At 72.1% G+C, this 20,937-nt stretch carries 18 protein-coding genes and 2 tRNA genes; 10 read left to right on the forward strand and 10 right to left on the reverse strand.

What is annotated here, in order from left to right; translation table 11 throughout:
* The first annotated feature begins 1 nt into the window (after position 1).
* A complete protein-coding gene (locus tag AB0J90_RS28225; RefSeq protein ID WP_363600887.1) occupies positions 2-223 on the forward strand; it encodes a DUF397 domain-containing protein in 222 nt (73 codons plus the stop codon).
* A gap of 216 nt (positions 224-439) precedes the next feature.
* Here AB0J90_RS28225 and AB0J90_RS28230 read toward each other — a convergent pair whose 3' ends face one another.
* The 3 genes from AB0J90_RS28230 to AB0J90_RS28240 are packed head-to-tail and all read right to left on the reverse strand — an operon-like array spanning position 440 to position 3,347.
* Positions 440-1,570 carry a cystathionine gamma-lyase gene (locus AB0J90_RS28230; protein WP_363601060.1) on the reverse strand — a complete coding sequence of 377 codons (1,131 nt, stop codon included), beginning with the start codon at positions 1,568-1,570 and terminating at the stop codon, positions 440-442.
* A 32-nt stretch (positions 1,571-1,602) separates the two neighbouring features.
* The gene (locus AB0J90_RS28235; protein ID WP_363600889.1) at positions 1,603-2,601 is read right to left on the reverse strand and encodes an NAD(P)H-dependent glycerol-3-phosphate dehydrogenase; all 999 of its coding nucleotides are present in this window, start codon (positions 2,599-2,601) and stop codon (positions 1,603-1,605) included.
* A complete protein-coding gene (locus tag AB0J90_RS28240) occupies positions 2,598-3,347 on the reverse strand; it encodes a lysophospholipid acyltransferase family protein (RefSeq protein WP_363600891.1) in 750 nt (249 codons plus the stop codon). Before AB0J90_RS28240 ends, AB0J90_RS28235 begins: the two co-directional genes overlap by 4 nt.
* A gap of 146 nt (positions 3,348-3,493) precedes the next feature.
* Between AB0J90_RS28240 and cofC the strand changes: the two genes are divergently transcribed.
* The 5 genes from cofC (at position 3,494) to AB0J90_RS28265 (ending at position 9,374) form a co-directional block, all read left to right on the forward strand.
* Complete coding sequence (cofC, locus tag AB0J90_RS28245; protein WP_363600893.1) at positions 3,494-4,114, forward strand: 2-phospho-L-lactate guanylyltransferase; 621 nt, start codon at positions 3,494-3,496, stop codon at positions 4,112-4,114.
* A 75-nt stretch (positions 4,115-4,189) separates the two neighbouring features.
* Positions 4,190-4,387 (forward strand): cold-shock protein, encoded by a 198-nt coding sequence (locus tag AB0J90_RS28250; protein WP_363600895.1) that lies wholly within the window; start codon positions 4,190-4,192, stop codon positions 4,385-4,387.
* Between the two features lie 212 nt (positions 4,388-4,599).
* Complete coding sequence (locus AB0J90_RS28255) at positions 4,600-6,903, forward strand: RNA degradosome polyphosphate kinase (protein ID WP_363601062.1); 2,304 nt, start codon at positions 4,600-4,602, stop codon at positions 6,901-6,903.
* A 75-nt stretch (positions 6,904-6,978) separates the two neighbouring features.
* Positions 6,979-8,508: a CYTH and CHAD domain-containing protein gene (locus AB0J90_RS28260; RefSeq protein WP_363600897.1), complete on the forward strand. Its 1,530-nt coding sequence runs from the start codon at positions 6,979-6,981 to the stop codon at positions 8,506-8,508.
* Positions 8,505-9,374, forward strand: a complete 870-nt coding sequence (locus tag AB0J90_RS28265; protein ID WP_363600899.1) for an NUDIX hydrolase — start codon at positions 8,505-8,507, stop codon at positions 9,372-9,374. The genes AB0J90_RS28260 and AB0J90_RS28265 overlap by 4 nt, the downstream gene beginning before the upstream one ends.
* A gap of 10 nt (positions 9,375-9,384) precedes the next feature.
* Here the strand turns inward: AB0J90_RS28265 and AB0J90_RS28270 are convergent, their stop codons facing one another.
* The 4 genes from AB0J90_RS28270 to leuC form a co-directional block, all read right to left on the reverse strand.
* Positions 9,385-11,358, reverse strand: coding sequence for an endonuclease/exonuclease/phosphatase family protein (locus AB0J90_RS28270; protein ID WP_363600901.1), 1,974 nt, complete (start codon positions 11,356-11,358; stop codon positions 9,385-9,387).
* Between the two features lie 239 nt (positions 11,359-11,597).
* Positions 11,598-12,194, reverse strand: a complete 597-nt coding sequence (locus AB0J90_RS28275) for an HU family DNA-binding protein (RefSeq protein ID WP_363600903.1) — start codon at positions 12,192-12,194, stop codon at positions 11,598-11,600.
* A gap of 218 nt (positions 12,195-12,412) precedes the next feature.
* Complete coding sequence (gene leuD, locus AB0J90_RS28280; protein ID WP_326560477.1) at positions 12,413-13,000, reverse strand: 3-isopropylmalate dehydratase small subunit; 588 nt, start codon at positions 12,998-13,000, stop codon at positions 12,413-12,415.
* 14 nt (positions 13,001-13,014) lie between these two features.
* Positions 13,015-14,469: a 3-isopropylmalate dehydratase large subunit gene (gene leuC / locus AB0J90_RS28285; protein WP_363600905.1), complete on the reverse strand. Its 1,455-nt coding sequence runs from the start codon at positions 14,467-14,469 to the stop codon at positions 13,015-13,017.
* 49 nt (positions 14,470-14,518) lie between these two features.
* Between leuC and AB0J90_RS28290 the strand changes: the two genes are divergently transcribed.
* Positions 14,519-15,205 (forward strand): IclR family transcriptional regulator, encoded by a 687-nt coding sequence (locus tag AB0J90_RS28290; RefSeq protein WP_326560479.1) that lies wholly within the window; start codon positions 14,519-14,521, stop codon positions 15,203-15,205.
* A gap of 605 nt (positions 15,206-15,810) precedes the next feature.
* Here the strand turns inward: AB0J90_RS28290 and AB0J90_RS28295 are convergent.
* From AB0J90_RS28295 to AB0J90_RS28305, 3 genes are all read right to left on the reverse strand, one after another.
* A tRNA-Glu gene (locus AB0J90_RS28295) sits at positions 15,811-15,883 on the reverse strand.
* A 96-nt stretch (positions 15,884-15,979) separates the two neighbouring features.
* A tRNA-Gln gene (locus tag AB0J90_RS28300) sits at positions 15,980-16,051 on the reverse strand.
* Positions 16,052-16,182: 131 nt separating this feature from the next.
* Complete coding sequence (locus AB0J90_RS28305) at positions 16,183-16,986, reverse strand: fumarylacetoacetate hydrolase family protein (protein WP_363600907.1); 804 nt, start codon at positions 16,984-16,986, stop codon at positions 16,183-16,185.
* 165 nt (positions 16,987-17,151) lie between these two features.
* Here AB0J90_RS28305 and AB0J90_RS28310 point away from each other — a divergent pair, with 165 nt between their 5' ends.
* From AB0J90_RS28310 to AB0J90_RS28320, 3 genes are all read left to right on the forward strand, one after another.
* On the forward strand, positions 17,152-19,104 hold the full coding sequence (locus tag AB0J90_RS28310) for a hypothetical protein (RefSeq protein ID WP_363600909.1): 1,953 nt from the start codon (positions 17,152-17,154) through the stop codon (positions 19,102-19,104).
* A gap of 172 nt (positions 19,105-19,276) precedes the next feature.
* Complete coding sequence (locus tag AB0J90_RS28315; protein WP_363600911.1) at positions 19,277-19,711, forward strand: protein-tyrosine phosphatase family protein; 435 nt, start codon at positions 19,277-19,279, stop codon at positions 19,709-19,711.
* Between the two features lie 327 nt (positions 19,712-20,038).
* Positions 20,039-20,908: a 3-methyladenine DNA glycosylase gene (locus tag AB0J90_RS28320; protein ID WP_363600913.1), complete on the forward strand. Its 870-nt coding sequence runs from the start codon at positions 20,039-20,041 to the stop codon at positions 20,906-20,908.
* The last annotated feature ends 29 nt before the right edge of the window (positions 20,909-20,937 follow it).

The following is a 20,937-nucleotide window of genomic DNA, read 5'->3' on the forward strand; positions in this document are numbered from 1 at the left end:
CATGTCCGCTCCAACCACCACCACGATGGCCGCTTTCGCGACCGCCGCCTGGCGCAAGAGCAGCCGCAGTGGCGACCAGGGTGCCTGCGTGGAGTTCGCCGTCACCACCGAGGCGATCGGGGTCCGGGACTCGAAGGATCCGGGCGGCCCGATCCTGACCTTCCCGGCTGCCGCCTGGTCGGCGTTCGCCGGTGCCGTACCGGCCGGCCCGATCATCGACTGACGAGCCGCACCGGCACCTGAACGACCACGGCCACACCGCGCCGGCCCGGTCCAGTGGGGACTTCGGCGGCCTCGACCGAGCAAGCGCGACCAGCACCACAGCATCACCGGAAGCCCCGATCACCTCCGATCGGGGCTTCCGCCGTGCCTCGTCGTAGCGGGCCGTGGGTCGCCGTCGTAGCCGGCCGTGCCTCGTCCGCGCCGGGCGTGGGTCTTCTCAGCCGGCGGCGTCGAGTGCCGCGGTGATGTCCGCGACCAGGTCGGCGGTGTCCTCCACGCCGCAGGAGAGCCGGACGAAGCCCGCCGGGGTGTCGTCGCCCCACTGGGCCCGGCGGTCGGCGCTGCTGTGCAGGCCACCGAACGAGGTCGCGGCGAACACCAGCTTGGCTGCCCGCAGGAACCGGGTCACCCGGTCGGCATCACCGAGGTCGAACGAGAGCACCCCCGGCACCCGGCGCATCTGCCGACTCGCCACCGGGTACGACGGGTCGTCGGCGAGCCCCGGCCACCGCAGGCCGGTGACGTCGGACCGCTCGCTCAACGCCAGCGCCACCGCGGCCGCGTTGGCGCTCTGCCGACCCAGCCGCAGGTCGAGCGTGGCCAGCGACCGGTGCGCCAACCAGGAGTCGAACGCACCCGGGACCGAGCCGGTGGTGGCCCGCCACGCCCGCAGCGGGTCGAGCAGCTCGGCGGAGCGGGTCGCGACGTAACCGAGCAACAGGTCGGAGTGGCCGGTCAACGCCTTGGTGCCGGACGCGACGACCAGGTCCGCGCCGAGGTCGAGCGGACGCTGGCCGAGCGGGGTGGCGGTGGTGTTGTCCACCACGACCAGCGCCCCGGCGGCGTGCGCCCGGTTGGCCAGTTCAGCCACGTCGCAGACGTCCAGGCCGGGGTTGGCCGGCGTCTCCAGCAGCAACAGCCGTACGCCCTCGAACGACGGGTACGGTCCGGCCGTCGGCGCGAACTCGACCCGTACGCCCATGGTGGCGAGGGTGGAGGTGGCGAACGCCCGTACCGGGAAGTAGCCGTCGGTCGGCAGCACGACGCCGTCACCGGGCTTGAGCAGTGCCAGCAGCACCGCGCTGATCGCCGCCTGCCCGCTGGCGAAGGCGAGACAGTCGCCGCCCTCCAGTTCACCGATCGCCGATTCGAGCGCGCGCCGGGTGGGGTTGTCCGGGCGACCGTAGCCGTTCGGGTTCGTCCCCTGACCGGCCTCCGGGTCGAGGTGGTACGGCGCGGCGAACACCGGACCGGGCAGGAACGGCTGGCCCGGCTCGGGCTCGGGAAGTCCGGCGTGCACACACCGGGTGCTGTCGCCGTAGCCGTGCGGGTCCTGCTCGTCGATCATCGGTTCTCCAGCCCGTACGGCGTTGTCAGTGGTCATTCCGGTCTCGGTTTGCGGCTCATCAGCACCGCCATCGCCAGCCTCGGGTTGGCGCCCTCGTGGCAGACCAGCTCGACCTGCTCGGTGATCGGCATCTCCACCCCGTGGGCCCGGGACAGGTCCCGGATCGCCAGGCAGCTCTTGACCCCCTCGGCGGTCTGCCGGGTCGCCACCTGGGCCTGTTCGAGAGTCTCGCCCCGGCCCAGGTGCTCGCCGAAGGTCCGGTTGCGGGCCAGCGGGGACGAGCAGGAGGCGACCAGGTCACCCAGGCCGGCGAGCCCGGCGAAGGTGAGCGGGTCGGCGCCGAGCGCCACACCGAGGCGGGCGGTCTCGGCCAGCCCGCGGGTGATCAGGGTGGCCTTGGTGTTGTCGCCCAGCCCCATCGCGTTGGCCATGCCGTAAGCCAGTGCGATCACGTTCTTCACCGCGCCGCCGAGTTCGCAGCCGATCACGTCGTCGTTCGTGTACGGCCGGAAGTAGGGCGTGGTGATCGACGCCTGCACCAGCGTGGCCCGGTCCATGTCGGTGCAGGCAACCACGGTCGCGGCCGGCTGCTCCTGCGCGATCTCGGGGGCCAGGTTGGGACCGGAGACCACCACCACCCGGTCCTCGGCCACCCCGGCGGTTTCCACGATCACCTGACTCATCCGCTTGGTCGTGCCCAGCTCGATCCCCTTCATCAGGGAAACCAGCGTCGCGTCGGGCTCGATGAACGCGGCCCAGTCGGCCAGGTTGCCCCGCAGCGTCTGCGACGGTACGGCGAGCACCACCAGGTCGGCGCCGCCGATCGCGGCGGCGGCGTCGGTGGTGGCGGTGACCCGCTGCGGCAACCGCAGTCCGGGCAGGTATTCGGAGTTGTGGCCGGTGGTCCGGATCGCCTCGACCACGGACTCGCGGCGGGCCCAGACGGTGACGTCCCGACCGGCGTCGGCGAGGATCTTGGCGAAGGCCGTACCCCAGGAACCGGCACCGAGGACGGCGACGTGGCCGGTCACGCGGCGTCCCCGTCGCGGTGCGCGGTCTCCTCGGCGACGGTCCGGCGCTGGCCGTTCGGCGCCCAGATCGGCGGTGGTGTGCCGCCCCGGATCTCGGCGAGCTGGTCCCGCAGGCGCAGCATGATCTCGTTGGTCATCTCGTCCAGCACCTGCTTGGTCGGGGCGGCACCGGCCCAGCGGCTCAGGTCGACCGGAGGCCCGGCCACCACCGAGACCGGGATCCGGGGGCGCAGGCTGAGTTTGGCGTCGCGCGGGTCGAACATCTTCTGCGCGCCCCAGATGGCGATCGGGACGACCGGGGCACCGGTGGCCAGGGCCAGCCGGGCCGCGCCGGTCTTGCCGCGCATGGGCCAGAGGTCGGGTTCGCGGGTGGTGGTGCCCTCCGGGTAGATCACCACCGCGCCGCCGTCCTTGACCGCGGCGACGAGGGTTTCCAGCGACCGGGCGGCGTCGACGGTGCCTCGTTCCACCGGGATCTGGCGGCACCTGAGCAGGATGTAACCGACCACCGGCACCCGGAAGATGCTGGCCTTGCCGAGGAACTGCGGCCACCGTCCGGTGTCGTTGATGTAGTGCCCCACCACCAGCGGGTCGGCGTGCGAGATGTGGTTCGGCACGATGATCACGCCGCCGGAGGTCGGTACGTACTCCATGCCGGCCCAGGTCCTTCGGGTCCAGACCCACATCGGCGGCTTCACCAACGCGATCGCGAACCGCCGCCAGAACCCCAGCCTGCGTCGTGCCACTATGCCCCTCCTCGTTGTGCCCCGGGCCCAGGGAGCACCGGGCGCCCCGGTGCCGCCCAACCGCCCCGGCCCGCAGCGAAATCATGCCTGCTCGCCCCTGGTACGGCCAGCGAGGGGCCGGTGCCGGCGGCTGGCAGGATGATCGGGTGACCGAACCGACCTGGACTGTGGTGGTGCCGGTCAAGCGGCTCAGCGCGGCAAAGAGTCGGCTGCGTGGCGCGCTGCCGGGGGTTGCGCACGAGCCGCTGGCCCTGGCGCTGGCGCTGGACACGGTCAGCGCCGCGCTGGCGAGCCCGGCGGTCGCCGGGGTGCTGGTCGTGACCGACGACATAGCGGCCGGTCGGGCGCTGGGCGCGCTCGGCGCCCGGATCACCCCGGACCCGCCGGCCGGTGGGCTGAACAACGCCTTCGCCCTGGGTGCCGCCCTGGTCGGCGGTGCGGGGGTGGCGGCACTCACCGCCGACCTGCCGGCCCTGCGGCCGGCGGAGTTGACCGCCGCGCTGGCGGCGGTGGCGGCCGGTCCGCCGCGACTGCGCCGGTTCGCACCGGACACCCCGGGCACCGGTACGGTGCTGCTGGTGGCGCCAGCCGGCGTACCGCTGGACCCGCGCTTCGGTGGGCCGTCGGCGGCGGCGCACTCGGCCTCCGGGGCGCTCGCGCTGGCCGGGGCCGGGCCGACCCTGCGTCGCGACGTGGACACCCGCGAGGACCTGCTGGCCGCGGCGGCGCTCGGCCTCGGCCGGCACACGGCCGCCCTGCTCCCCTGACGGGCGCTGCTCCCCGACGCCCCATCTCGTCGCCGCCGGCAGCCGACTCCACCGGCCCGGTGTACGGTGCTGGGCATGCAGGGCACCGTGGCGACGTACGACCCGCAGACCCGGTCCGGCACGCTGCTGCTGGACGACGGCACCGAGGTCGCCTTCCCGGCCGCGGCGTTCGACGCCTCGGGGCTGCGACTGCTCCGCCTCGGCCAGCGCCTGAAGATCGAGCACGGCTCGTCCGGCGAGGTTAGCCGGATCACCCTGCCCGGCCTGGTGTGATCATCGACCCACTGGACCAACCGGATTTATCGGCGCCAGCTTGACCCGTTCCGGGGTGAGATGACCGGGTTGCGCCGGCCCAGCCGAGCGCATTGTCCGACTTGCCGTGATCCGAAGACGGCAAGTTCATTTTGCGTTCACCCGGTTCGGGCAATGATGAAGCGGTGAGCACCCCGCCCGCCCACCCCCGCCCCCAGTCGCCCGGCCGCGCCCTGGCCACCACCCCGCGTTCGGCGCTGCCGGACTCGGAACCACTCGTTCCGCCCGGCACGCCCCCTCGGGGATCGAACGGACGGTTCGTCCGACCCGCCGGAAACGGCGCAGAATCGGACAACGGCCCCCGCACCGGCACCGGCAGCACCCCGCCGCCGGCACAGGACCCACCGGCGATGCCCGAACCGCTGCCCGAGGACCGGTTCCTCAACCGGGAACTCTCCTGGCTGGACTTCAACGCCCGGGTCCTGGCCCTGGCCGAGGACCGGGCCACCCCGCTGCTCGAACGCGCCAAGTTCCTGGCCATCTTCGCCAGCAACCTGGACGAGTTCTACATGGTCCGGATCGCCGGCCTGAAGCGGCGGCTGCAGGCCGGACTGCCGGTACGCGGCGGCGACCGGCTGCCGCTGCGTACGCAACTGGAGCTGATCTCGGAGAAGACCGCCGACCTGGTCGCCCGGCACGCCGGCTGCTTCGTCGACGACGTGGTGCCCCGGCTCGCCGCCGCCGACATCCACCTGATCCGTTGGGCGGAACTGCCCGCACCCGAGCGGGAACGGCTGCGCACCTACTTCCGGGAACACATCTTCCCGGTGCTCACCCCGCTCGCGGTCGACCCGGCGCACCCGTTCCCGTACATCTCCAGCCGGTCGCTGAACCTGGCGGTGGCCGTACGCGACCCCGACGGCGGGCCCGAGCTGTTCGCCCGGGTGAAGGTGCCGAACAACGTGCCGCGTTTCGTCCGGGTCGAACGGGACACCCCGGGCATGCGCTTCCTGCCGTTGGAAGACCTGATCGCGGCCCACCTCAACCAGCTCTTCCCCGGTATGACCGTGGTCGAGTGCCACCTGTTCCGGATCACCCGCAACGCCGAGGTGGAGGTCGACGAGGACCGCGACGAAGACCTGCTCCAGGCGCTGGAACGCGAGCTGGCCCGGCGCCGGTTCGGCCCGCCGGTACGCCTCGAGGTCGCATCCTCCATCTCCGACCACGTACTCGACCTGCTGGTCCGGGAACTCGACATGGACGACCAGGACGTGCTGCGGGTGCCGGGGCTGCTCGACCTCTCCTCGCTGTGGCAGATCTACAAGGAGTGCGACCGGCCCGATCTGAAGGAACGCCCGTTCGTGCCGGCCACCCACCCGCGCCTGGTCGAGGGCGAGGTGCCGCGCAGTGTCTTCGCCACCCTGCGCGACGGCGACATCCTGGTGCACCACCCGTACCACTCGTTCGCGACCAGCGTGCAGCGCTTCATCGAGCAGGCCGCGGCCGACCCGAACGTGCTCGCCATCAAGCAGACCCTCTACCGGACCAGCGGCGACTCCCCGATCGTGGACGCGCTGATCGACGCCGCCGCCGCGGGCAAGCAGGTGGTGGTGCTGGTCGAGGTGAAGGCCCGGTTCGACGAGGTGGCGAACATCGGCTGGGCGCGGGTGCTGGAGCGCGCCGGCTGCCACGTCGTGTACGGCCTGGTCGGTCTGAAGACGCACTGCAAGACCGCCCTGGTCGTACGCCAGGAGGGCAACCAGATCCGCCGCTACTGCCACATCGGCACCGGCAACTACCACCCGAAGACGGCCAGGCTCTACGAGGACTTCGGCATGCTCACCGCCGACCCGGAAGTGGGCGCGGACCTGACCGACCTGTTCAACGTACTGACCGGTTACAGCCGGCAGACCCGGTTCCGCCGGCTGCTGGTCGCACCGGAGGGCGTACGCAGCGGTCTGATCGAGCGGATCGACCGGGAGATCGCGCACGCCGCGCTCGGTGTGCCGAGCCTGGTGCAGATCAAGGTGAACTCGCTGGTCGACGAGGAGATCGTGGACGCGCTCTACCGCGCCTCGCGGGCCGGGGTGCACGTCGACCTGATGATCCGGGGCATGTGCACGCTCCGACCCGGCGTACCCGGCCTGTCGGAGAACATCCGGGTCCGGTCGGTCCTCGGCCGCTTCCTCGAACATTCCCGGGTCTTCCGCTTCGGCAACGGCGGCGGCACGCTCGCCGCCGACGCGGCAGCCGGTGGGCGACCGGTCGGCAACGGCGGCTCGGCCGAGTTCTGGATCGGCTCGGCGGACCTGATGCACCGCAACCTGGACCGTCGGGTGGAGGCGCTGGTGCAGGTCACCGACCCGATCGCGCGGGCCGAGTTGGACCAGGTGCTGACCACGGCGATGAGCGACGACGTCGCCTCGTTCGAGTTGCACCCGGACGGCACCTGGAGCCGGCGGACCGGCGAGCCGGACCGGCCGCTGGTCGACTTCCAGGACGCGATGCTGCGCCGGGTCGCCCGGACCGCGAAGTAGGCGGATCGCGGACCGCGAAGTAGGCGGATCGGCGCGGAACTCCGCCGCGGGGGCCGGCGTGGATAGGCTTGGTGGATGTTGGAGGAGGAACGCAAGTACGAGGTTGACGAGAACTTCACGCTGCCGGACCTGTCCGCGACGGTGCCGCCCGGGGGCCGGGTACTCGCCCTGCCCCCGGTGACCCTCACCGCCACCTACCTCGACACCACCGACCTGCGGCTGGCCCGCGCCGGTGTCTCGTTGCGCCACCGCAAGGGTGATCCGCTGCCCTGGACGGTGAAGCTCCCGTCCGACGTGCCAGGAACGCGGCACGAGATCTCCCGCCCCGGCAAGCGCCGGGAAACCCCCGCCGAGCTGACCGCGCTCGTCACCGCGTACTCGCGGGGGGTGCCGCTGGTGCCGGCGGCCGTGGTGCGCAGCGTCCGGCACGCGTACGAGCTGCGGGACGACGCCGACCGGGTGCTGGCCGAGATCGCCGACGACGCGGTCTCGGTGCTCGACGGCGACCGGGTGCGCAAACGGTTCCGGGAGGTCGAGGTCGAACGCAAGGGCGGCGACGGGGACCTGCTCGACCGGGTGGAGGCGGTTCTCGGCGAGGCCGGTGCGGTCGCGGGCGGGTTCACGCCCAAGCACGTACGCGCGCTCGGCAAGGCGGCGGCCGGGCCGGCGGACCTGGTCGCGCCGACGGAGCTGCCCGGCAAGCCGAGCGCCGCGGACGTGGTGACGAACGCGATCCGGCGCGGTGTCGGCCGGGTGCTCGCACACGATCCGCTGGTCCGGTTGCGCCAACCGGTCGGCGACGACGACACCGCCGTACACCAGATGCGGGTCGGCTGCCGGCGGCTGCGCAGCGACCTGCGTACGTTCCGGTCGCTGCTGCGGCCCGAGTGGGTCGACCCGTTGCGGGACGAGCTGAAGTGGCTCGCCGACGTGCTCGGCGCGGCCCGGGACGCGGAGGTGTTGCGGGCCCGGCTGCACGTGACCGCGGACGCGGACCCGCTCAGCCACCTGGACCGGGCGGCGGTGGACCGGATCGACGCGGTGTTGGAGCGGCGGCACGAACAGGCGCTGACCTCGGTCGACGAGGCCCTCGGCTCGGAGCGTTACGCCGCCCTGGTCGAGGCGCTGGTCGCGGCGACCCGTGAGCCGCAGTTGACCGGCGCGGCCCGGGGCCGGGCGGTCGACGTACTGCCGAAGTTGGTCGCGAAACCGTGGCGCCGGCTGGCCCACGGCGGCAAGGACAGCGACGCCGCCGCCGACCTCGACCCGCTGGCACCGGACGAGCGGTGGCACGCGGTACGGATCAACGGCAAGAAGGCCCGGTACGCGGTCGACGCGGTCGCCCCGGTCCTTGGCGGCGGGGCCCGCAAGCTGGCGAAGTCGCTGTCGCGGGTGCAGGAGCTGCTCGGCGAGCACCAGGACGCGGCGGTGGCCGCCGAGACCTGGCTCGGGGTGGCCGCCGACGATCCGACCGACCACGCTCTGGCGGTCACCGCCGGACGGCTGGCCGAACGGGAGCGGACCACTATCCGCCGGGTACGGGCGGAGTTCCCGGACGCGTGGCGCGGCACCACCAAGGGAAGCCGGACGGATTGGCTGCCGTGAGCCCACTGATCCGAGCGGCCGGCGGTGTCGTCTGGCGCCCGTCCGAGCGGGGTGTGCAGGTGTGCGTGGTGCACCGCCCCCGCTACGACGACTGGTCGTTGCCCAAGGGCAAGCTGGACCGGGACGAGCACCCGCTGGCCGCAGCCGTACGCGAGGTCGCCGAGGAGGCCGACGTACGGGCGGTGCCGCAGGCCCGGTTGCGCAGCGTCCGGTACTTCAGCGACGGGCGACCCAAACGCGTGGACTACTGGGCGATGCGGGCGGTGGGCACGGGCGGCTTCGAACCGGGTACGGAGGTCGACGACATCCGTTGGCTTGCGCTGGACGAGGCTATCGGCCTGGTCACGTACCCGCACGACATCTGGGTGCTGCGCGATTTCGCCGCCCTGGCGCCGGTGACCGCGGTGCTGGCGGTGTTCCGGCACGCCCAGGCCGGCAACCGGGCCACCTGGTCCGGGCCGGACACCGCCCGGCCGCTGGACCAGGAGGGGATGGCCCAGGCCCGTACGGTGGCGTCGCTGGGGGCGCTGATCCGGCCGGTACGGCTCCGCTCGGCGACCGCGCGGCGCTGCGTACAGACGGTCGAGCCGCTGGCCGAGCTGCTGGACCTGCCGATCGACGTCGACTCCGACCTCGACGAGCCGAAGCCGGGACAGGACGTGGCCGAGTGCGCGTTGGCCCTGGCCGCCCGGCTGGTGGAGTTGGCGGTCGACGGGCGTACGACGGTGGTGTGCAGCCAGGGCAAGGTGATTCCGGGCGCGTTGGAGCAGCTGACCGGCGTACCGGGCGACTACCGCACCCCGAAGGGTGGCGGTTGGCTGCTCGCCTTCTCCGCCGACCGCCTGCTCGGCGCCGACCGCCTCTAGGCGGGCGTCGTCAGGCGGGCAGGGTGAGGGTCGCGGCCACGGCCAGGTGGTCGGAGGCGGTGCTGCGTACGACGGTCACCTCGGTCGTGGTGACACCGCCGGCTACGAGCACGTGGTCGATCTGTTCCACCGGGTCGTCGGCCGGGCTGGTCGGCAGCGGTCGGTCGGCGGCGAGCGCGTCGACCAGACCGGCGTCCAGCAGGGCCTGGAACGCCGGCTCCCCCGGTTGGGTGTTCAGGTCCCCGGCCAGCACCAACGGCCGCCCAGCGGCCAACTCGACGGCGTAACGGGCCGCTTCACGGGCCTGTGCCACCGGTCCGTCGTCGGGTGGCGGTTGCAGGTGGGTGGAGACGACGACCAGGTCGGTGTCGCCGACCCGGAGCACCACGCCGAGCGCCTGGGCGCCGGTGACCGCACCCAGCCGGGGCAGCACCACCGTGCCGGCCGAGTCGACCGGCAGCGAGGTCAGCACGGCGTCGCCCCAGACCGGGTCGGCGGCCGGTGCGAACGTGTACCGCATGCCGAGGCGCCCGGCGAGCAGGGCGAGGGTGTCGTGGCCGCCGTTGAGCAGCCAGGCGCGGTCGACCTCGCTGAGCACCACCACGTCGGGCCGCTGACCGGTGAGCACACCGGTGAGCCCGTCCAGGTCGAACCGCCCGTCGAGCCCGAAACCCATGCGGATGTTGTAGGCGACCAGGCGTACCCGGTTGCCGTCCGGGGCCGGCGCGGCGTCCGCGCCCGGCGGGGCCAGCAGGCCGCCGACCACGGCGAGCGCCGTCCCGGATATCACCGCCGTGCGCCGCCAGGACCGCAGCGGCGCCCGCACCCCGCCGCCGGCCGTTTCGGGTACGCCCTCCGCCCGCACCGGTTCGCTCGCCGCCGGAGCCCGGATCGCCAGCACGGCCACGAAGAGCGCCACCAGCACCGGCAGCGCCCCGTTGGGGTAACCGATGTCGTAGGCGGCGTAGTAACCGATCGCGCCGACGACGAAAACGAGCGTCCCACCGAGTGCGGCGTAGCTCGGCCGGGCGGAGGGCCCAGCAGTCCCGGTGGACCCGTCCGTCCCACCGGTGCCATCGTCCACCACGGACGCAGCGGCGGAAGCGTTCGCCAGGGCCAGGCAGCCGCCGAGTCCGGCGGCGGCGAGCAGTATCGCCAGCGGCAGCGCCAGCGGCAGGTCGAGCGCGAACAGTACGCTGCCGGCCAGCAGCGCGACCGGGTAGAGCCCGCGAAGCAGGCGTTGGCGTACCGGCCCGAGTGCGGTGGCCAGGAACAGTCCGACCGCCGCCGCGACCAGCACGGTCACCGGCAGCGGTTCGCCCGAGGGCGGGACCGCCACCCGGTCGAAGCCGGCGACGACACCGGCCAGGTAGGACGCGCCGGTCGCGGCGAGCGCGGGTGAACCGGCGAGCATGCCCCAGAGCAGCAGCGCCGGGCCGACGAGCAGCCACGGTCGCGCCGGCCCCGCCCGGTACGGACCCCACCTTGATAGCTGCGCGTAGAGGAACGCTCCCGCCACCGGTACCGCCACCAGAAAGTCCACGTTTCCGCGCCACACCAGGTCGTACGTGCCGAGTGCGGTGTGCAGTACGGTCGTCGCCGCCAGCCCCACCACCACCCCCGGTACGGCAACCGGTGCGGTGGCGGCCAGTCCGGCGAGCCAGACCAGTCCGGCGAGCAGGCCGGCGCTGGCCAGGTAGAGCTGCGCCTGCCCGCCCTCGGTGGCCGGCAGCAGCAGCCGGCTGCCGGCCAGGACGACCGCCGCCACGGCGGTGACCCGGGCGGCGCCGAGGAACCGGAACAGTGCTGGCGCACCGAGCGGGAGTACGAACCAGAGCAGGGCGAAGGCGCCCATCAGCTCGGCCGGGGTGGACGCGGCCTGCCCGAAGATGGTGATGATCGAGGGCAGCCAGACCCGCAGGATGTCGACGAGCAGCAGCACGCCGAGGGCGGCGGCGATGAGCGCAGGAGCCGAACGACGCACCGGGACTCCCGTGGGGGCGGGGGCGGACGAGGTCGGGCCATTCTCCGGCGAAGCCATCGACGGGTCAACGCCCGTACCCGGTCGGTGTTCGTACCCGTTGTCCGGCCCGGCCGGCGTGCCCCGCCGCGACACGCCTGTCACGTACCGGTTTCCGCCCCCGGCCGGCGGTGTCCTTGTCGGGCGCCGCGTACGAAGGCGCCCACCGGCGGAACCGGTGGGCGCCCAGGTGGTGCGGTGTTTCAGCGTCGGGCTGCGGCCTTCTTGGCCGGGGCCTTCTTCGCGGGAGCCTTCTTCGCCGCTGTGGCGCGGGTCGAAGTGCTCTTCGCCGCCGTGGTCTTCTTGGCCGCGGTGGTCTTCTTGGCCCCGGCGGCCTTGGTCGCCGGTGCGGTCTTCTTGGCCGCCGCCTTGGTGGCGGTGGTCTTGGCCGGTGTCGCGGCCTTCTTGGTGGCGGTCGCCTTCTTGGTGGCCGTCGCCTTCGTGGCCGTGGTGGCCTTGGTCGTCGACTTGGTGGCCGCCGCCGTCGCCGTGGTCTTCTTCGCCGCGGCGGCGGTCTTCGGCACCTTGCCGCTGGACACCATGTCCTTGAACCCGGCGCCCGGCCGGAAGGCCGGGACCGATGTCTTCTTCACCTTCACCGACTCGCCTGTTCGAGGGTTCCGCGCTGTTCGCGCCCCCCGGACACGCTTTTCGAAGACTCCGAAACCGGTGATCGCCACTTTCTCCCCCTTGGCGACCGCCCCCTGAACCTCGGCGAGGACCGCGTCGAGCGCCGCCGTCGCCGTCTTCCGGTCCCCCAGGCGAGCGGCGAGCGCCTCGATGAGCTCGGCCTTGTTCACGACTTCCCTCCCGTATGTGCAACTGGACTCAACGCGAGCCATTCTGCGCGCACGGTATGCCCTGTGCCACCGGGACACAAACATCTGCGGGAAAAAAGCCATTGTGTCGCAACGGATTCGCCCCCACCGGCGGCTCGGAGCTGCCCGGAAGGCGTAGGGCAGCAACGAATCCGTAAGTCCGGCGGGGGCGAAATCGGCTCCCGGGAGGGCGGTGTGGGCTATGCCACGACCGGCAGGAAGGGGAGCCGGTGGCGCTCGTACTCGGTGATGTTGGTCTCGTGGCGGAGGGTCAGTCCTATGTCATCCAAGCCCTCGATGAGCCGCCAGCGGCTGAAGTCGTCGAGCGGGAACGACCAGGTGGAGTCACCTGCCCGAACCTCCCGGGCAGTCAGGTCGACGGTGATGCGGGTGGTCGGGTCGGCCTCGACCAGGTCCCACAGTTCCTCGACCGCCTTCAATTCGAGCTCGACCGGCAAGAGGCCTTCCTTGAGCGAGTTGCCGCGGAAGATGTCACCGAAGCGGGGAGAGATCACTACGCGGAATCCCCAGTCCCGCAGTGCCCACACGGCGTGCTCGCGCGATGACCCCGTGCCGAACTCCGGCCCGGCCAATAGGATCGACGCACCGGAATAAATGGAATCGTTGAGTACGAATGCCGGGTCCTCTCGCCACGCACTGAAGAGGCCGTCGGCGAAGCCGGTTCTGGTGACCCGCTTGAGATACACCGCCGGAATGATCTGATCTGTATCCACATTGGAGCGACGCAACGGGACCGCGGTGCCGCTGTGCACGGTGAACTTTTCCATGTCGTATCAGCCCTTCACAGGTCGGCCGGGGCGGCCAGCCGGCCGATCACGGCGGTGGCGGCGGCGACCGGTGGCGAGACCAGATGGGTACGCCCGCCACGGCCCTGCCGGCCCTCGAAGTTGCGGTTGGAGGTGGAGGCGGAACGCTGCCCCGGCTTGAGCGTGTCCGGGTTCATGCCCAGGCACATGGAGCAGCCGGCGAAGCGCCACTCGGCTCCGGCGTCGGTGAAGACCTTGTCCAGCCCCTCCTGCTCGGCCGCCTCGCGCACCGCGGCCGAGCCGGGTACGACCAGCATCCGTACGCCGTCGGCGACGGTGTGCCCGCGCAGCACGTCGGCCGCGGCCCGGAGGTCCTCCAGCCGGCCGTTGGTACAGGAGCCGACGAAGACCACGTCGACCGGTACCTCGCGCAGCGGCGTACCGGCGCGCAGGTCCATGTATTCCAGCGCCTTGCGGGCGGCGGTCTGCTCGGCCTCGGTGACGAAGTCCTCCGGGTCCGGCACGACCGCGCTCAGCGCGGCGCCCTGGCCCGGGTTGGTGCCCCAGGTGACGAACGGGGTGATCCGGCTCGCGTCGAGGAAGACCTCGGTGTCGAAGGTCGCGTCGGAGTCGGTCGGCAGCGTGCGCCAGTACGCCTCCGCCGCGTCCCAGTCGGCGCCCTGCGGCGCGTTCGGGCGACCCTTGAGGTACGCGAAAGTGGTCTCGTCCGGCGCGATCATGCCGGCCTTGGCGCCCCACTCGATCGACATGTTCGCGATGGTCATCCGGCCCTCCATGGAGAGCTTGCGGATCGCCTCGCCCCGGTACTCCACGATGTGGCCGCGCCCGCCACCCGTGCCGACCTGGGTGATCAGGGCCAGCACCAGGTCCTTGGCGGTGACGCCGGGGCCGAGTTCACCGGTGACCGTGACCGCCATCGTCTTCGGCCGGATCTGCGGCAACGTCTGGGTCGCCAGCACATGCTCGACCTCGCTGGTGCCGATGCCGAAGGCCAGCGCGCCGAACGCGCCGTGGGTGGCGGTGTGCGAGTCACCGCAGACAATCGTGAGGCCCGGCTGGGTCAGCCCGAGCTGGGGGCCGATCACGTGCACGATGCCCTGGTTCTCGTCGCCGAGCGGGTGCAGCCTGACCCCGAACTCGGCGCAGTTGCGGCGCAGCGTCTCGATCTGCGTACGCGAGGTCGGGTCGTCGATCGTGAGCAGGTCACCGCGACGGGCGCGGAACGCAGGATCGGCGTACCCGGTCGGGGTGTTGTGGTCCTCGGTCGCGAGCGTGAGGTCGGTACGCCGGACCCGGCGACCGGCCATCCGCAGCCCGTCGAAGGCCTGCGGGCTGGTCACCTCGTGCAGCAGGTGCAGGTCGATGAAGAGCAGATCCGGTTCGCCGTCGGCGGATCGCACCACGTGAGCGTCCCAGACCTTCTCGGCCAGGGTCCTGGGCGAGGACGGTGTTGGCGTGACTCCCACCATCTGGACATCCTAAATTCTGGGAGGTATGTTTCGGCTTGTGGGACACAGTATGAGCGGTGTCGGCGTTCTCGACAAGGCGGTGGTCATCCTGGCCGCCTGCGTGGACGGCGCCAGCCTGGCCGAACTCGTCGATCGCACCAAGCTGCCGAGAGCCACCGCGCACCGGTTGGCACAGGCCCTGGAGATCCATCGAATGCTGGTACGCGACACCCAGGGGCGGTGGCGACCGGGCCCGCGGCTGGGCGAGCTTGCCAACGCCGCACCCGATGTGCTGCTGACCGCCGCCGAGCCACTGCTGGCCGCGCTGCGCGACGCCACCGGGGAGAGCGCACAGCTTTACCTGCGCCGGGCGGACGAACGGATCTGCGTGGCCGCCGCCGAGCGGGCCAGCGGGCTGCGCGACACCGTACCGATCGGGGCGGTGCTGCCGATGACCGCCGGATCGGCCGCCCAGGTCCTGCTCGCCTGGGAGCCCCCGGAGGCGGTCATGCCGCTGCTGCCCCGCTGCAAGTTCACCGGCCGCACCCTCGCCGAGGTACGCCGCCGCGGCTGGGCACAGAGCGTCGCCGAACGGGAGGTCGGTGTGGCCAGCGTCTCCGCCCCGATCCGCGACCGGACCGGCCGGGTGATCGCCTCGGTCAGCATCTCCGGCCCGATAGAGCGCCTCGGCCGCCGCCCCGGCGACCGCCACGCCATGGCCGTAGTCCGCGCCGGCCAACGCCTAAGCGGCCTCTAACCCCCTCCTCCTTCCTCCTTCTCCTCCCCCTTCCCCCAAGATCCGCCCTCTTGGAGAGAAAGAGGGTTATCTCATCGCGGATAGCCCCTCTTTCTCTACAAGTGGGGTGACCCGTTGGGTGTTGGGGGTGGGGGCGAGCGGCACGGGGGCCGGGGCTGGGCGAGCGCGCGGAACGCGGCTGGCACCGGGCGCGGCTGGCACCAGAGCGAGGCCGACACGGACGGGGCGAGCGCGAGCGCGGAACCGAGCGCGGAACCGAGCGCGAGCACGGCGAGCGCCGAACCGAGCGCGAGCACGGCGAGCGCCGAACCGAGCGCGAGCACGGCGAGCGCGCGGAACCGGGTGCGGCGGCAGGGAGCATGACTGGCGCGAGTCAGAGCGGGCGCGGAACCGGGTGCTGTGGCAGGGAGCACGACTGGCGCGAGTCAGAGCGGGCGCGGAACCGGGTGCGGTGGCAGGGAGCACGACCGGCGCGAGTCAGGACGAGCGCGGAACCGGGTGCGAAACGGGCGACGAAAAAGCGAGCGAAGTGCCGGCGGCACCGCGCTCGCTATCGCATAATAAAAATAGCCCGCGCCACTTGCGTGACACGGGCTCCGAACCTGTAGCCCCGACGGGATTCGAACCCGCGCTACCGCCTTGAGAGGGCGGCGTCCTAGGCCGCTAGACGACGGGGCCAGGACTTTCTGTCTTACCTGTCTTACTTTGTCCTCCGAAGAGGACCGCTGAACTCTATCAGAGATCAGCTACCGGCGCCATCTCTGGCGTCGGTAGCTGGGGTACCAGGACTCGAACCTAGACTAACTGAACCAGAATCAGTTGGGCTGCCAATTACCCCATACCCCATCGGTGCCTTCCGGCACCGAGAAAAGACTTTACCGGACCGACTGGGAGAGGCCAAATCGGGTTATGGATCCGGCCTCCACCAGCGGATGAGCGGCCGTTGGCCGGGCCGCTCGCCGTACTGGGCGGGTGGCTCAGTCCAGCGCCACCACGGGATTCGACAGCTCGCCGATCCCGTCGATCCGCACCGTGACGGTATCCCCGTCGGTGAGCTGACTAACCCCCGCCGGGGTGCCGGTCAGGATCACGTCGCCGGGCAGCAGCGTCATCACGTGTGAGATGTAGGACACCAGCGTCGGTACGTCGAAGACCATGTCCTTGGTACGGCCGAGCTGACGTACCTCCATCTGGTCGGGGTTGCGCCCTACCTCGCAGCGAACCTCCACGTCACTGACGTCGAGGTCGGTGACGATCCACGGCCCGATCGGGCAGAACGAGTCGAAGCTCTTCGCTCGCGTCCACTGGCCGTCGGCGCGTTGCAGGTCGCGCGCGGTGACGTCGTTCGCGGCGGTGTAACCGAAGATCGCCTTCGCGGCGGTCGCCCGGTCGACCCGGCGGGCACCGGTCACACCGATGACCACAGCCAGCTCGGCCTCGTGCTCGACCCGCTTGGACTGGGTCGGCAACCGGATCGCGTCCCGCGGCCCGATCACCGAGGTGGAGGGCTTGAGGAAGAGCAGCGGCTCGCTCGGCACCTCGGCGCCGTGCTCGGCCGCGTGCTCGACGTAGTTGCGCCCGACCGCTACCACCTTGCTGGGCAGGATCGGCGAGACGAGCCGTACGTCAGCCAGCGCCCAGCGGGCGTTGGTGAGCTTGATCTCCCCGAACGGGTGACCCTCGATCTCGGCCACCGTGAGGGCGCCGGGGCCGGCGTCCGGCTCACCCTCCACGACGCCGAACGACATTCCCTTGGCATGAGCAAAACGAACGATACGCACGCAGCCAATCTAGCCGTACCAGCGTCAATCCGGCCGGCGACCACCGACGGTGCCGGTACGGCGACGCCGCACCATACGCCAGCCCGCCGATTTCGCGACGCGATTCGCCCCTTCCAAACACCATTGACCGACAGGCGGCTTAGCGTCAGAAAAGGAGGTCTCGTTGTGATTTCTGCATCGACCCGACGGCGCCTGGCCAGTACGGTCCTCGCGGGCTGTCTGCTCTCCACCATCCTGCCCGACGGGGCCGCACGGGCAGCGCCTTCGGCGGTCACGGTCGTGATGGCGAGCGGCGGCCAGCACGCGCCCACCTATCAGATCCTGGTGCACAACGGCACCACCAGCACCATCGACACCACCGTCCGGCAGGAGTTGCCCCGCGGCACCTCCCCGACCGTGGTCAGCGACGGCGGCCAGACCAGCCAACCCGCCGGACAGACCGGCGGTACGGAAATCTCCTGGCGCCTGCAACTCCCGCCCGGCGGCATGCACACGCTGAACACCGCCCTCGCCCCGACGCCGGCCGGTGTCCCGATGAGCGCACCTGCCTGCGCATTCGCGGGGACCGGCGACATCCCCTTCGACTGCGCGAGCGCGACCTGGCAGGCCGGCACGGCGGAGAAGGCGGAGGACGCCGACCCGGCGATCTGGCAGCGCCCGGCGTACCTGTTCGGCGCGGTGGCGGTGCTCGTGCTGCTCCTGGTGGCGGGACTCTGGTGGTGGCGCCGCCGGATCCGCCAGCGGGCCGACCGTGGCCCTGACGGAGGACCGGGCCGCGGTGGACCGGGCGGTGATGGACCGGGCGGTGGGGCTTCACGGGGCTTCGGTGGGCCACCGACCGGCGGCGGGACGTCATCCGGTGGCGGGCCATCGGCCGGGGGCGGAGCAGCATCCGGGGGCGGAGCACCAGCCGGCGGCGGGACTCCGGCGGGTGTGGGCGCACCGACCGGAGGTGGCGCACAGTCCGGAGGTGGCGCCACGGCCGGAGGTGGCTCGGGGGGCGGAGCTGGCTCGGGGGCCGGAGGTGGCTCGGTGGACCGGAGTGGCGCGGCGGCACCTCGCGGTGTCGGTGAGCCGCCCTTCCTCGACCGGCCGGCGGCGTTGGACCGCCCACCGCCCGGGCTCGCCCGAGGGTTGGCCCGCGGTGTGGCCCGGATCCGCCCGGGTGACGGCGCCGAGTCGTGGCCCTCACCGAGGCCGACGTGGGGCGGACACATCCCGCCCGAGGAACGACCGGCGACCGGTTGGGCCTCGGTCGACCTGCCCCCGGCCAGCGCCGACGCACCATCCCCGTCACAGCCGGGCAGGGCGCAGCCCGGCGCACCCCAGTCCGGACCGAGCCAACCCGGCGGCCCGAGCCAACCCGGCGGCCCGAGCCAAACCGGCGGACCGAGCCAGCCCAGCACGACCCAGTCCGGCACATCCCAGCCTGGTCCGAGCCGACAGCAAGATCAAGCGCGCCAGCTCTCGGCGACCATTCCGAGAATGCCCGACGGCATACCGAACACGTTCCTCTCCGGCGGGTCGCCGACGGCACCGCCCCGACCGGCCGTACCGGGTCGGAGCAAGGGTCGTACGGGGCCACCGCTGTGGGGGGTGATCGGAATCGCGGTGGTGATCGTCGGGCTGGTGGTGACGGCGGCGACCTGGGCGGCGACCTCCAAGGTCAGCGCGATCGACACGGGCAAACAACCGACCAGCGGCGCCTGGGTGGGCCGGACCAGCACGGGCACGATCGGCGCGACGATGCGCGACGCCACCTTCGAGTTCACCATCTACCGTGTGAACTGCGGGGACACGGTCCAGCAACCCGCCGGACCACGGCCGTCCGGACACCGGTGCCTGGCCACTATCAGCGCCCGCAACGTCAGCAAGGAACCCCAGCTCTGGTACGGCGAGTCGCAGCGGGCGTACGCGGCGACGGGCAACTGGGTGACCACGGATCTCGGCGCCACCAGGGCGGTCAACGGCGGGCGGGACATCTTCGCTGAGCCGGTGCCACCGAGCGAACGGATGCTCTTCCCGATCGTGTTCACCATGGACGGGCCGAACCCGCCCACCCGGGTCGAGCTACGCGGCGCGGTCTTCTCAGCCGGCGTAAGCGTCGCCGTAACCTGACCAGCACTCGCCGCGCCACCCGCCACTCATGATCATTGCGCGCTGAGCTGTTCTCGGAGGCCCCTCGGCAACAGCTCAGCGCGCGTGGATCAAGCCCACCCGCGCGACCGAGTCGGGGGCGCTCGGGCCGAGTCGGGGCGCTCGAACCGGGCGGCGGACCTAGGCTGGCCGGGTGACGCAGCTCTGGGAACCGACGGACCCCGGCGTACTGCGGCTGCCGTCCGGGCGACTGGTCCGGGGGCGTGGCCTGCGGAATCCGCTCCCGGCCGGGCCGGAGCCGACGTCCGGCGTCTACCTCCTCGGCCGCCCGCCACCGCCGACGACCTGGCCGGCGCAGTGGCTGCGCTGGCCGGACTTCCGTCTGCCCAGCGACCGTGAGCAGGCCAGCAGCGTGTTCGCCGACATCTGGGAGCGGGCCGCCAGCGAGCGGATCGAGGTCGCCTGCGGCGGCGGGCGGGGGCGTACCGGGACCGCGCTCGCCTGTATCGCGGTGATCGACGGGGTGCCCGCCGGTCGGGCGGTGGCCTACGTCCGGGAGCACTACGACCGCCACGCCGTCGAGACACCGTGGCAGCGGCGGTACGTCGAACGGTTCACCGCCGGCTAGCCCCGCCGCTCGCTGGGCCGGGCGGCGGGTTCGGCCGAAGGAGTGATCGTGCCCAGAACCTCGCACCGCTACGCGCTGGAACTCACGGCCACTACCTGCGCTGCCACCGCTAGCCGGGCCGAGCAGGCACTGCCACCACCGGCTGGGCCGGGCGGTCAGCCAAGCCGCCACTGGCCGGGCCGAGCAGGCACTGCCACCGCTGGCCGCGCCGGGCAGGCACTGCCACCGCTGGCCGCGCCGGGCAGGCACTGCCACCGCTGGCCGCGCCGGGCAGGCACTGCCACCGCTGGCCGGGCCGGGCGGTCAGGCACTGCGTACGCTGGGCCGGTGACCATTGCTGCCGCCCGTACCGTCGTGCTCGACGCGACGACCTGGCGGGAACGGCGGGCGGCCCACGAACGCCGGGTGGACGGCTGGCTGGCGCCGCACCTGCAGCGGCGGCGGGCCGGTGAGCGGCACCCGGTCGAGGACTTCCTGTTCACCTACTACTCGCACCGGCCGGCGCAACTGCGACGTTGGCATCCGGGCGCCGGGGTGCTGCTGGCCGACGCGGACCCGGACGATTTCGGCCGCGACTACCGGTCGACGTCCGCCGGACTCACCCTCGACACCGATGCGGTACGCGCGCGGCGCGGCGATTCGATCGACTGGATCCGTACGCTGCTGAGCCGCACCGCCGACCGTCCCGCCCAGTTCGGCTGCTTCGGCATGCATGAGTGGGCGATGGTCTACCGGCAGAACCAGCAGGAGGTCAGGCACAACTCCTGGCCGCTGCGGCTGTCACCGGAGCAGACCGCGCAGACCGTCGAGCGGACCGGCGTACGGTGCAGCCACTTCGACGCGTACCGGTTCTTCACCGCTCCGGCTCGGCCGTTGAACCTGCTCAGCCCGACCCGGGAAACTCAGCACGAGCTGGAGCAGCCCGGCTGTCTGCACGGCAACATGGATCTTTACAAGTGGGCCTACAAGCTGTCGCCGCTGGTGCCGAGCGAGTTGGTGGCCGACGCGTTCGAGCTGGCCCGGGAGATCCGGACGCTGGACATGCGGGCCAGCCCGTACGATCTCGCCGCTCTCGGTCATCCGCCGGTGCGGGTGGAGACCGCGGAGGGACGGGCCGAGTACGCCGCCGCCCAGCGCGGCTTCGCCGAACGCGCCGCCCCACTACGCGCCCGCCTACTCGCCGCCATCCCCACCTGACGTCCGTCCCACCTGAGATCGCACACCTC

This window comes from Micromonospora sp. NPDC049523 (assembly GCF_040676775.1).
Lineage (GTDB): Bacteria > Actinomycetota > Actinomycetes > Mycobacteriales > Micromonosporaceae > Micromonospora_G.

Coding starts and splice junctions, on each gene's coding strand:
- AB0J90_RS28260 (WP_363600897.1), top strand. CDS start 6,979: ATGTTGGAGGAGGAACGCAAGTACGAGGTTGACGAGAACTTCACGCTG.
- AB0J90_RS28230 (WP_363601060.1), bottom strand. CDS start 1,570: ATGATCGACGAGCAGGACCCGCACGGCTACGGCGACAGCACCCGGTGT.
- AB0J90_RS28225 (WP_363600887.1), top strand. CDS start 2: ATGTCCGCTCCAACCACCACCACGATGGCCGCTTTCGCGACCGCCGCC.
- leuD (WP_326560477.1), bottom strand. CDS start 13,000: ATGGAAAAGTTCACCGTGCACAGCGGCACCGCGGTCCCGTTGCGTCGC.
- AB0J90_RS28250 (WP_363600895.1), top strand. CDS start 4,190: ATGCAGGGCACCGTGGCGACGTACGACCCGCAGACCCGGTCCGGCACG.
- AB0J90_RS28290 (WP_326560479.1), top strand. CDS start 14,519: ATGAGCGGTGTCGGCGTTCTCGACAAGGCGGTGGTCATCCTGGCCGCC.
- leuC (WP_363600905.1), bottom strand. CDS start 14,469: ATGGTGGGAGTCACGCCAACACCGTCCTCGCCCAGGACCCTGGCCGAG.